Consider the following 10854-nt stretch of genomic DNA (forward strand, 5'->3'; position numbering starts at 1 on the left):
GTGAGTAGTGCAGTCATCCCCCAATCGGCAGTGGAGTTCGTCGACAGCACAGATCGCCGAAAGCTCGGGGCGTCACGGGCTGTCACCGAGTCGCGCCAGCAGGTCATCGACCGGCGGGCTGTTCAGCGTGCACGCCGGTCGTGGACCTATAGGCGCGTGCGATCGCCTGCACCCAGCCGCGCGCACTGACGCCCTCCGGCGGTGCGATCCATCTGGCGTCTATCACTATGTGCCCCAAGGGATTTCGCGACCACTGTGCGACTCGCTCGGCGCGCTCGGCGATGGTGGGGAGCGGGGCGCCTGCGGCCGCGAGCTCGACACCGCCACCCGACTGCAAGTAGAGGGCGTCCATGATCTGGGCGACCTGATCCGACGCCCGCAGCTGCGTGGAGGTTCCGGGCTGGTCGTGCGTCACTACCTCGGGGAACCGTCCGACCAGCAGGCGGTGCAGCGGCCGGATCTGGCGCAGCAGCACCCTGGCCCGCACCCACAGTTCCACCACGATCCACACGGCGCCGAAAGCGATGAGCAGCGCGGCGATTTCCCACGCCGACCAGCCCCACGCGGGTTGGCCCGCGGGCGCGCGCGGTTCGTCGGCCAGCGCACGGTGCACCTGAAGAATCGCGAGCACGCCGACCAGTGCGGTACCGCCGGTGTAGAGGGCGATGCCGCGACCCAGCGTCGTCCAGTCCAGGTTGCGCAGTCCGGTCACGACGACGAAGAGCGCGCCGAGCACGACGAGCATCCAGCCGAACGTGTACGACCACGCCAGCGCGATGGACACCGCGGTGGCGCCCGTCGCGTAGATCACCATGGCGATCTGACGCAGATTGCGGCGTGAGACCACCGGCCACGCGGCGGCGGCCACCACCGAAGTGGCGGTGACGAACGCGAGCCAGGCCGACAGCACGACGCCGTCGGAGAGCAGACCCGCGCGCAGCCCGTGCGGTCGCAGATTGTCTATGGCGAGGGCGATTCCGGGCACCGCGACGGTCGCGCCGAGCGCGACGGCGGCCACCGCGACGACGATCGCCACCCGCGCCGTCGTCGCGGGTTTCACCAGCACGCGCCCCACGCGCGCGCCCGCGGCCACCCAGACCAGCATGGCCGTCGACCAGAACGTCATCCGAGTGCCTCATCGAATCGAAGGACCGAGACGCCCGCGCCCCGGCTGTTGAAGACGCGCAGCCGGGTCATCAGCATGGCGGCGAAGGTCTCGGCCTCCCATTCGGCCAGCTCGTCGGCGCCGTCGTCGACGATCTGCTGATGGGCGCGCTGGCTGAGCATGTAGGCGATCAGGTCGTCACTCGCCTCCAACGTCACCTCGGGCGCGGGCGCGCCTTCGTGGTCGAACACGATGTGGCCGAGTTCGTGGGCCAGCGTGTGGTCGCGGCTGGGCAACGCGGTCGCCAGCACGATGACGTCCCGGTCGGGATAGAACCTGCGCTGGCCGCAGACACCGGGACCCAGTTGGGCGCTGGCGATTTCGATTTCCCGCTCGCGCTCGTTCGCGATCGCGGCGACCACTTCGTCCAGGGTGGTGGCGTCGAAGTCGGCGGCCACGGCGCACACCGCGTCGACCGCGGCCGCCACGCGCCGGTAGGACCGGGAACTGCTCTGCGTCCTGCTTTCACTCATAGCTGCTCCCTCACAACCTTGGGCCGAAGAACTGGGCGCGGGCAGCGTCCACCCTGGCCTGCGCGGCGGAGGCGCTCTGGAAACTGACCGCGCCGGAACCGGTTCCGGCGAGCGCGAGCGCGATGAGTCCGCCGACGATCGAGAGCACGTTCGGTTCGGGAAGTCCGTCGTCCGCGCTCGTCGGGCGCACGTCGTGGTTCGGGTTGGCGGGCTCCTGGGGTGCGGCGGGAGCGGGCGCCGGTGCGGGAGGAGGCGCCTGTTCCGGAACCGCCTCGGGGGCGGGCGGTGCGGCGACAGGGACCGGGCCGAGCTGCGGAGCGGGGACGGGCGGAATGACAAGGGGCGCTGGCGGAACCACCGGAGCGGGCGGTGTCGGCAGCGGGATCAGCAGAAGCAACAACGGCGTGGCGGAGCCGACCGCGGCTGAACCTACGGCGGCGGAACCGACGCCCGCCGAGCCGAGACTCGCAGAACCGACACCCGCCGAACCAACACCCGCGGAACCAACACCAGCCGAACCAACACCAGCGGAAGCGATGCCCGCGGAACCGATACCGGCCGAGCCGACGGCCGCCGAGCCGATACCGGCCGAGCCGACGGCCGCCGAGCCGACCGCGACGCCGAGACCGGCCGAACCGGTGCCGAGCAGCGCGCCCAATCCGGCGGAACCGGTGCCGAGCAGTGCACCCAATCCCGCAGAGCCGGTGCTGAGTACAGCGCCGAGCCCGGCGGAACCGGTCGCGCCTGCCGAACCCAACCCCGCCGAACCCGCGGCCCCGGCGGAACCGAGCGCGGCGGAACCGGCCGCACCTGCCGAACCCAGTCCTGTCGAACCCGCACCACCGACCGAACTCACGCCGGACGAACCGATCTCCTCGGCGGCGGGTTCGGGAGTCATTGGGACCAGCGGCAATCCGGGCCCGGTGGAGGAAGCGCTCGACGCGGGGACGCGCGGCTGTCCCGGTTCCCCGAGCGGTATGCCACCCGGTTGCGCGAGGGCGGCGACGGAACCGAGTAGCGCAAACCCGGTCACAGCTCCGGCTAGTGCCACCGCACGGAATGCGCGACCAACGGCCATGCGCTAGCCTTCCCCTCTTCGTACAGCGCAGATCTGTGCCCGGTCGCAACACCTCATCCGGGACTTTTGACGGACGGGTGCTCATAGTAAACCCCCATCCTGAACCTCGCAGGAAAAGGATGGGGGCGGCCGGCGACACCCTGAGCGACTCGCGACGCGCGTCACTCGGGTTAGCCCAAACTTCACTGGGCAGGCTCAGATCCCGCCCAGCAAACAAATTGAGGGGTCCGCCGCCTCCGGCCACGCGGCCGCTGCGACGGTGAAGGTACTCCTGGCAGACGCTGCCGGGCGAAGTCCGCTTTCAGCCCCGCGCACGACCGGAACGAAGGGCAGGCACGCCAACAGGATGTGCTGCCAGACGGAGTCCGCCTTCAGCCCGCGCACGGCCGGAGCGAAGGGGAAGCACTCCCGGCAGACGCTGCCGGACGAAGTCCGCCTTCAGCCCCGCGCACCGCCGGAGCGAAGGGGAAGCACTCCCGGCAGACGCTGCCGGACAGAGTCTGCTTTCAGCCCCGCGCACGGCCGGAGCGGAGAAAAAGTACGCCGACGGGACGCCGCCAGACGGAGTGCGCCTTCAGCCCCGCGCACGACTGGAGCGAAGGGGAGGTACGCCAACAGGGCGCTGCCGGACGGGATCCGCTTCAGCCCCGCGCACGGCCGGAGCAAAGGCGAGGTACGCCAACGGGACGCCGCCGGACAGAGTTCGCCTCAGCCCCGCGCACGGCCGGAGCGAAGGCGAAGGTTTCTCAGGCCCCGTAAACCGGCTCCGGCACAACGGCCTTCGCGATCAGATCGGCGACGACGGGACCGAGCTCGGCGGGTTCCCAGCGCGCGCCGCGATCCACCGCGACGCCGTGCCGCCAGCCGTCGGCCAGCGCGACCTTGCCGCCCTCCACCTCGAACATGCGGCCGGTGACACCGGCGGACTGCGGGCTGCCGAGCCAGACCACCAGCGGCGAAACGTTCTCCGGCGCCATCACGTCGAACCCGTCCTCGGGCTTGGCCATCGTCTCGGCGAACACGGTCTCGGTCATCCTGGTGCGCGCGGCGGGCGCGATCGCGTTGACCGTCACGCCGTACCGGGCGAACTCGGCGGCCGCGGTCAGGGTCAGACCGGCGATGCCCGCCTTCGCGGCGCCGTAGTTGCCCTGGCCGACGCTGCCCTGCAGACCCGCGCCGGAGCTGGTGTTGATGATGCGGGCGTCGACCTGGCGGCCCGCCTTGCTCTCCCCGCGCCAGTATTCGATGGCGTGACGCATGGTGGCGAAATGGCCCTTGAGGTGCACCCGCACCACCGCGTCCCACTCGTCCTCGCCCAGGTTGACCAGCATCCGGTCACGCACGAAACCGGCGTTGTTGACGAGCACGTCCAGTCCGCCGAAGGTGTCGACGGCCTGCCGGATCAGGTTGCGCGCGCCCGCCCAGTCCGCGACATCGTCGCCGTTGGCGACGGCCTGCCCGCCCAGCGCCTCGATTTCGGAGACCACCTGCTGGGCGGGCGTCTCGGCGGTGGCGGCGCCGTCGAGGGCGGAACCGAGGTCGTTGACCACCACGCGCGCACCCGCGGCGGCGAAGGCCAGCGCGTGCGCCCGGCCGATGCCGCGGCCCGCGCCGGTGACGATGACGGTGCGCCCGGCGCAGATCTGCTCGCTCATTACCTGTTGTCCTCTTTCGTTCCGGTCGGGATCAGGCCCGCTGCTGGTCGTGCGCCGCGGTGGACGCGGCAAGGAAGGCGGGGCGCTCGCCGCCGCCGTGCACCGGCAGCGAGGCGCCGGTGATGTAGGCGGCGAGCGGCGAGGCCAGGAAGGCGGCGGCGCGGCCGATGTCTTCCGGGCTGGCCATCCGGCCGAGCGGGACCGTCGCGGCGACGGCGTCGACGCCATCGCGGTCGCCGTAGTGCATTTCGCTGAGTTCGGTCTCGACCAGGCCGACCACCAGCGAGTTCACCCGGACCTTCGGGGCCCACTCGACGGCGAGCGACTGGGTCAGGTTGTCGATGCCCGCCTTGGCCGCGCCGTAGGCGGCGGTGCCCGGCGAGGGCCGGTGGCCGCTGACGCTGGAGATCATCACGATCGATCCGCCGTCGGGCTGGTCCTGCATCGCGGCATTGGCGGCCTGCGAAACCAGTAGCGGGGCGAGGAGATTCAGCTCCACGATCTTGGCGTGGAAGTTCTTGCTCGCGGTGGCGGCGAGTGCGAAGGGGGCGCCGCCCGCGTTGTTCACCAGGTGGTCCAGCCGCCCGTGGCGCGCGAGCACGGTGTCGATCAGCTCCTTGACCGCGTCGCCGTCGCGGACGTCGCAGGGCAGGTACTCGATCTCGCGACCGTCGTGGGCCACGGGAACGTCCGCCGGGCGGCGCGCACACGCGACCACCGTCGCGCCCGCTGCCAGAAATGTCCTGCTGATCCCTGCCCCGACGCCGCGCACGCCGCCGGTGACCAGAACGACGCGATCGGTCAGATCGATTTCGAGTCCCACCGTGCTAACCTACCAAGCAACTGCTTGCTTTGCCAATGCCGACGCAATACGGCACGTACCACGAGCTCAGAAACGAAGGGCATGCGATGGGGATCAACCGTCACTCCGAATCAACCGGCATCACCGTGGTCACGGTCGACTATCCGCCGGTCAACGCCATCCCGACCGACGGCTGGTTCGCCATCGCCGACGCCGTGCGCGAGGCCGGGCGCGACCCCGAGACCAAGGTCGTGGTGCTGCGGGCGGAGAACCGCGGCTTCAACGCGGGCGTCGACATCAAGGAGATCCAGAGCAAACCGGGCCACCAGGCGCTGATCGACGCCAACCACGGCTGCTTCGAGGCGTTCGCCGCGGTGTACGACTGCCCGGTGCCGGTCATCGCGGTGGTGCAGGGCTTCTGCCTCGGCGGCGGCATCGGCCTGGTCGGCAACGCCGACGTCGTCATCGCCTCCGACGACGCCACCTTCGGCCTGCCCGAGGTGGATCGCGGCGCGCTCGGCGCGGCCACCCACCTCTCGCGGCTGGTCCCCCAGCACCTGATGCGCGCGCTGTTCTACACCGCGAGCACCATCACCGCCCAGCAGCTGCAGCACCACGGCTCGGTGTACCAGGTGGTGCCGCGCGCCGAACTCGACGCCGCAGCAATGGAAGTCGCCAAGAACATCGCGGCCAAGGATGGCCGGGTGATCCGTGCGGCCAAGCGCGCGCTGAACGGCATCGACGTGCAGGACGTGCACCGCAGCTACCGCTACGAGCAGGGCTTCACCTTCGAGCTGAACCTTGCGGGCGTCGCCGACGAGATCCGCGCCAGGTTCGACGACGACCTCGCGGCACGCAAGGCCGACAAGTAGCCCGCCCACCGGATACAGGAGAACACATGCGGGACAAGCGAATGTCGCTCGACGACGTGGTCGGCGAGCTGCGCAGCGGAATGACCATCGGCATCGGCGGCTGGGGTTCCCGGCGCAAGCCGATGGCGCTGGTGCGGGCCATCCTGCGCTCGGACCTCACCGATCTGACCGTGGTCAGCTACGGCGGACCCGATCTGGGTCTGCTGTGCTCGGCGGGCAAGGTGCGCAAGGCGTACTACGGGTTCGTGTCGCTGGATTCGGCGCCGTTCTACGACCCGTGGTTCGCCAAGGCGCGCATCGAGGGCGCGATCACGGTCCGCGAAATGGACGAGGGCATGGTCAAGTGCGGTCTGCAGGCCGCGGCGGCCCGGCTGCCGTTCCTGCCGATCCGCGCCGGGCTCGGCTCCGCGGTCATGGATTTCTGGGAGGGCGAGCTGAAGACCGTCGCCTCCCCCTACCCGGCCTCCGACGGCCGGACCGAAACACTCGTGGCCATGCCCGCGCTGAATCTCGATGCGGCGCTCGTGCATCTGGACCTCGGCGACAAGCACGGCAACGCCGCCTACACCGGCGTCGATCCCTACTTCGACGATCTGTACTGCCTGTCCGCCGAGCGCCGCTACCTGTCGGTGGATCGGCTGGTCGAGACCGAGGAGCTGGTGAAAGCCGTTCCACAGCAGGCGATCATCCTCAACCGCATGATGGTCGACGGCGTGGTCGAGGCCCCGGGCGGCGCGCACTTCACCTTCTCCGGCAGCTACGGCCGGGACGAGAAATTCCAGCGTCACTACGTGGCGGCCGCCAAGACGCCCGAGTCCTGGGCCGAGTTCAAGGCCACGTACCTCGACGTCTCCGAGGACGAATACCAGGCGGCCGTCCGCGCTTTCGCCACGCAGGAGGGCTGACCCGATGACCGACACCACCACGAGCACCCGCGCCGAAGTGTGCGTCGTCGCCTGCGCGGAGATCTTCCGCGGCGCGGGCGAGATCATGGCGAGCCCGATGTCGCCGGTCACCACGATCGGCGCGCGGCTGGCCCGGCTGACCTTCGAACCGGATCTGCTGCTCTCCGACGGCGAGGCGCTGTACCTGGCCGAAACTCCCGCGCTCGGCGCGAAATCCCCCATCGAGGGCTGGATTCCGTTCTCCAAGGTGTTCGATGTGGTCGCCTCCGGGCGACGGCACGTGGTCATGGGCGCCAACCAGATCGACAGGTACGGCAACCAGAACCTGTCCGCCTTCGGCCCGCTCCAGCGGCCGACCAGGCAGATGTTCGGCGTCCGCGGCGCGCCGGGCAACACCATCAACCACGCCACCAGCTACTGGGTGCCCAAGCACAACGCGCGGGTGTTCTGCGAGCAGGTCGACATCGTCTCCGGCATCGGCTACGACAAGGTCGACCCGGCGAACCCGGCCTTCCGCTTCCACCACCTGCATCGGGTCGTGAGCAATCTGGGCGTCTTCGATTTCGGCGGGCCCGGCCACACGCTGCGCGCGCTCTCGCTGCACCCGGGCGTCAGCGCCGACGAAGTCGCGGAGAACACCGCGTTCGAGATCGCCGGGCTCGCCGAGGCGGGCGAGACGCGGCTGCCGACCGAGGAAGAGCTGCGGATCATCCGAACCGTGCTGGATCCCAAGGGCATTCGCGACAAGGAAGTGACCTTATGACCGGACGTCTGCACACCCCGCTGACCGAACTGGTCGGCATCGAGCATCCCGTCGTCCAGACCGGCATGGGCTGGGTGGCGGGCCCGAGCCTGGTCTCGGCGACCGCCAACGCGGGCGGGCTCGGCATTCTCGCCTCGGCGACCATGACCTTCGCGGAGCTGGAAGCGGCGATCGCGAAGACCAAGGCGCAGACCGATAAGCCGTTCGGCGTGAACATCCGCGCCGACGCCACCGACGCCACCGAACGGATCGACCTGCTGATCCGGGAGAAGGTGAAGGTCGCGTCGTTCGCGCTCGCGCCCAAGCAGGATCTCATCGCGAAGCTGAAAGACGCAGGCGTCGTGGTGATTCCGTCGATCGGCGCGGCCAAGCACGCGGTGAAGGTGGCCTCCTGGGGCGCCGACGCGGTGATCGTGCAGGGCGGCGAGGGCGGCGGGCACACCGGCCCGGTGGCGACCACACTGCTGCTGCCCTCGGTGCTCGACGCGGTCGACATCCCGGTCGTCGCGGCGGGCGGCTTCTTCGACGGCCGCGGCCTGGCCGCCGCGCTGGCCTACGGCGCGGCGGGCGTCGCGATGGGCACCCGCTTCCTGCTGACCCAGGAGAGCTCGGTGCCCGACGCGGTGAAGCAGGAGTACCTGAGCAAGCAGTTGCAGGACACCGTGGTCTCGCTCAAGGTCGACGGCATGCCGCACCGGGTGCTGAACACCGAACTGGTGCAGCGGCTGGAGAATTCGGGCCGCTGGCGTGGATTCGCCGCCGCCGTGTCGAACGCGGCGCGGTTCAAGAGCATGACCGGCATGAAGTGGTCGACCATGGTCAAGGACGGCCTCGCCATGCGAAAGGCCAAGGACCTCAGCTGGTCCCAGGTCATCATGGCGGCCAACACACCGATGTTGTTGCGCGCCGGGCTCGTCGAGGGCAACACCCACGCGGGCGTGCTGGCGGCAGGCCAGGTCACCGGAATCATCGATGACCTGCCGACCTGCAAGGAACTCATCGATCACGTGGTCGCCGATGCGCTGGCACGGATCGAAGCGATGTCGGCGCTCGCCGATCAGGCGTCGGCTACCCAGTCCTGATCTCCGACGACAAGGCCGCTCGATTCACCGAATCGAGCGGCCTTTTCGCGCCTACCCCTACCGACGTTCCACGATCGGACGGCATGAAGGACCTCGCAGACGTTTCACACGCCTCGCAGCGCGTGTGGGCGCTGCGAAGCGTGTAGAGCGTCTGCGAGGACCGTGCTCGAGTCTTAGAGGCGCTCGATGATGGTGGCGTTGGCGGTGCCGCCGCCCTCGCAGATGGTCAGCAGGCCGTAGCGGCCGTTGCGGCGCTCCAGCTCGTTGAGCAGGGTGGCGAAGAGCTTGGCTCCGGTGGCGCCGAGGGGGTGGCCCAGCGCGATGGCGCCGCCGTTGACGTTGACCTTCTCCGGGTCGGCGCCGGTCTCCTTCAGCCAGGCGAGGACCACGGGCGCGAAGGCCTCGTTGATCTCGACCACGTCGATGTCGTCGATGGTCAGGCCGGTCTTCGCCAGTGCCCACTTGGTGGCCGGGATGGGGGCGGTGAGCATGAAGATCGGGTCGGCGCCGCGCGCGCTGACGTGGTGGATGCGGGCGCGCGGCTTCAGGCCGTATTCCTGCACCGCCCACTCCGAAGCGAGCAGGGTGGCGCTGGCGCCGTCGGAGATCTGGCTGGCCACCGCGGCGGTGAGCGGGCTGCCCTCGGCGAGCGCGGGCAGCGAGGCCATCTTCTCCAGCGAGGTCTCGCGCGGGCCCTGGTCGATCCAGAAATCGCCGACCGGGACGATCTCCTTGTCGAACTTGCCTTCCTTGATGGCCTGGCGGGCGCGCTCGTGGCTGCGCAGCGCCCACTGCTCCATGTCCTGGCGGCTGATGCCCCACTTCTCGGCGATCAGCTGCGCGCCGCGGAACTGGGAGACCTCGTCCGTGCCGTACCGGTGATCCCAGCCCTGCGCGCCGACGAACGGCGACTCGAAGCCGTACTCCTTGCCCGCCAGCATGGCCGCCGAGATCGGGATGGCGCTCATGTTCTGCACGCCGCCGGCGACGATCACCTCGGCGGTGCCGCTCATGATGGCCTGCGCGCCGAAATTGATGGCCTGCTGGGAGGATCCGCACTGCCGGTCCACGGTGACGCCAGGGACTTCCTCCGGGTAGCCCGCGGCCAGCCACATGGTGCGGCCGATGTTGCCCGCCTGCGGACCGACATTGTCGACGCAGCCGACGATCACGTCGTCGACATTGATCGGGTCGATCGGGTTGCGGTCCAGCAGACCTCGCAGCGCGGCCGCACCCAGATCGGCCGGGTGCACACCGGCCAGCGCGCCGCCGCGCTTGCCGACCGGGGTACGCACCGCGTCGATCACGTAGGCATCCCGCAGCGGGGTGTACGGGCGGCGGGCGGAAGGTGCAGACATGGGGTCTCCTAGTCGGTGTGCCGCGAGACGGTGAGCCCGTCGAGCACGATGGTGAGGTACTGCTTGGCGAGAGTTTCGACGGTGATGGCGCCGCCCGGCTGGTACCAGCGCACGGCGACCCAGACGGTGTCGCGCAGGAAGCGATAGGCCAGTTCGACATCGAGTTCGGGACGGAAGCTGCCGTCCTGCACACCGTTGGTCAGCACCCGGTGCCAGAGCTCGCGGAACTCTCGGTTGTACTCCTCGATGTAGGCGAACCGCTCGGCGTCGCGCAGCCGTTTGGCCTCGGCCTGGTAGATCGCGACTGCCGCGTGGAAGCGGTCGAACGACTCGTAGGAGGCGATTACCAAGGCTTCCAAGGTGTCTCGCGCGCTGAGGCCGGAGCCGACGATCTCGCGGTAGCGGCCGAACAGGTCGTCGAGGAAGCCGCGCAGAATCTCGTCCACCATCGACTCCTTGGAATCGAAGTGGTGGTAGAGGCTGCCGGATAGAATCCCCGCCGCGTCGGCAATATCGCGCACCGTGGTCGCGCGCAGTCCACGCTCGGCGAACAGGTCGGCCGCCAAGGCGAGCAGTTCGTTGCGCCGGGCGGATTTCGAGGCGTCTGGTGCGGTCACGAGGGCCATAATACAACCAAGCGTTTGCTTGGTGGAAGTGAGTAGGGGACTTCCGTTCCGTCCGAGTTTCGGTGGTGCGCTAGC

The 10854-nt window shown here is 69.6% G+C and carries 11 protein-coding genes; 4 read left to right on the plus strand and 7 right to left on the minus strand.

Annotation, left to right across the window (positions count from 1 at the left end):
- Positions 1-103: 103 nt before the first annotated feature.
- The 5 genes from NL1_RS22295 to NL1_RS22320 form a co-directional block, all read right to left on the minus strand.
- Complete coding sequence (locus NL1_RS22295; protein ID WP_067842552.1) at positions 104-1126, minus strand: hypothetical protein; 1023 nt, start codon at positions 1124-1126, stop codon at positions 104-106.
- The gene (locus tag NL1_RS22300; protein ID WP_067842555.1) at positions 1123-1638 is read right to left on the minus strand and encodes an ImmA/IrrE family metallo-endopeptidase; all 516 of its coding nucleotides are present in this window, start codon (positions 1636-1638) and stop codon (positions 1123-1125) included. The genes NL1_RS22295 and NL1_RS22300 overlap by 4 nt, the downstream gene beginning before the upstream one ends.
- Before the next feature lie 10 nt (positions 1639-1648).
- Positions 1649-2536 carry a hypothetical protein gene (locus tag NL1_RS22305; protein WP_067842559.1) on the minus strand — a complete coding sequence of 296 codons (888 nt, stop codon included), beginning with the start codon at positions 2534-2536 and terminating at the stop codon, positions 1649-1651.
- Positions 2537-3462: 926 nt separating this feature from the next.
- Positions 3463-4371: an SDR family oxidoreductase gene (locus NL1_RS22315; RefSeq protein WP_067842565.1), complete on the minus strand. Its 909-nt coding sequence runs from the start codon at positions 4369-4371 to the stop codon at positions 3463-3465.
- Positions 4372-4402: 31 nt separating this feature from the next.
- Complete coding sequence (locus NL1_RS22320; protein WP_067842568.1) at positions 4403-5194, minus strand: SDR family oxidoreductase; 792 nt, start codon at positions 5192-5194, stop codon at positions 4403-4405.
- Positions 5195-5280: 86 nt separating this feature from the next.
- On the opposite strand from NL1_RS22320, the gene NL1_RS22325 reads away from it, so the two are divergent.
- The 4 genes from NL1_RS22325 to NL1_RS22340 are packed head-to-tail and all read left to right on the plus strand — an operon-like array spanning position 5281 to position 8795.
- The gene (locus NL1_RS22325; protein WP_067842571.1) at positions 5281-6045 is read left to right on the plus strand and encodes an enoyl-CoA hydratase family protein; all 765 of its coding nucleotides are present in this window, start codon (positions 5281-5283) and stop codon (positions 6043-6045) included.
- 26 nt (positions 6046-6071) lie between these two features.
- Positions 6072-6950, plus strand: a complete 879-nt coding sequence (locus NL1_RS22330) for a CoA transferase subunit A (protein ID WP_067842574.1) — start codon at positions 6072-6074, stop codon at positions 6948-6950.
- Between the two features lie 4 nt (positions 6951-6954).
- A complete protein-coding gene (locus tag NL1_RS22335) occupies positions 6955-7713 on the plus strand; it encodes a CoA-transferase subunit beta (RefSeq protein WP_067842578.1) in 759 nt (252 codons plus the stop codon).
- A complete protein-coding gene (locus NL1_RS22340; protein WP_067842581.1) occupies positions 7710-8795 on the plus strand; it encodes an NAD(P)H-dependent flavin oxidoreductase in 1086 nt (361 codons plus the stop codon). The genes NL1_RS22335 and NL1_RS22340 overlap by 4 nt, the downstream gene beginning before the upstream one ends.
- Before the next feature lie 173 nt (positions 8796-8968).
- Here the strand turns inward: NL1_RS22340 and NL1_RS22345 are convergent, their stop codons facing one another.
- Together NL1_RS22345 and NL1_RS22350 are read right to left on the minus strand one after the other, a co-directional pair.
- Positions 8969-10153: an acetyl-CoA C-acetyltransferase gene (locus NL1_RS22345; protein WP_373862579.1), complete on the minus strand. Its 1185-nt coding sequence runs from the start codon at positions 10151-10153 to the stop codon at positions 8969-8971.
- An 8-nt stretch (positions 10154-10161) separates the two neighbouring features.
- Complete coding sequence (locus NL1_RS22350; RefSeq protein WP_174553453.1) at positions 10162-10779, minus strand: TetR/AcrR family transcriptional regulator; 618 nt, start codon at positions 10777-10779, stop codon at positions 10162-10164.
- Between the last annotated feature and the right edge of the window lie 75 nt (positions 10780-10854).

Source organism: Nocardia lijiangensis NBRC 108240 (genome assembly GCF_001613045.1).
Classification (GTDB): Bacteria; Actinomycetota; Actinomycetes; order Mycobacteriales; family Mycobacteriaceae; genus Nocardia; species Nocardia lijiangensis.

Coding starts and splice junctions, on each gene's coding strand:
- NL1_RS22295 (WP_067842552.1), bottom strand. CDS start 1,126: ATGACGTTCTGGTCGACGGCCATGCTGGTCTGGGTGGCCGCGGGCGCG.
- NL1_RS22300 (WP_067842555.1), bottom strand. CDS start 1,638: ATGAGTGAAAGCAGGACGCAGAGCAGTTCCCGGTCCTACCGGCGCGTG.
- NL1_RS22305 (WP_067842559.1), bottom strand. CDS start 2,536: ATGACTCCCGAACCCGCCGCCGAGGAGATCGGTTCGTCCGGCGTGAGT.
- NL1_RS22315 (WP_067842565.1), bottom strand. CDS start 4,371: ATGAGCGAGCAGATCTGCGCCGGGCGCACCGTCATCGTCACCGGCGCG.
- NL1_RS22325 (WP_067842571.1), top strand. CDS start 5,281: ATGGGGATCAACCGTCACTCCGAATCAACCGGCATCACCGTGGTCACG.
- NL1_RS22330 (WP_067842574.1), top strand. CDS start 6,072: ATGCGGGACAAGCGAATGTCGCTCGACGACGTGGTCGGCGAGCTGCGC.
- NL1_RS22335 (WP_067842578.1), top strand. CDS start 6,955: ATGACCGACACCACCACGAGCACCCGCGCCGAAGTGTGCGTCGTCGCC.
- NL1_RS22340 (WP_067842581.1), top strand. CDS start 7,710: ATGACCGGACGTCTGCACACCCCGCTGACCGAACTGGTCGGCATCGAG.
- NL1_RS22345 (WP_373862579.1), bottom strand. CDS start 10,153: ATGTCTGCACCTTCCGCCCGCCGCCCGTACACCCCGCTGCGGGATGCC.
- NL1_RS22350 (WP_174553453.1), bottom strand. CDS start 10,779: ATGGCCCTCGTGACCGCACCAGACGCCTCGAAATCCGCCCGGCGCAAC.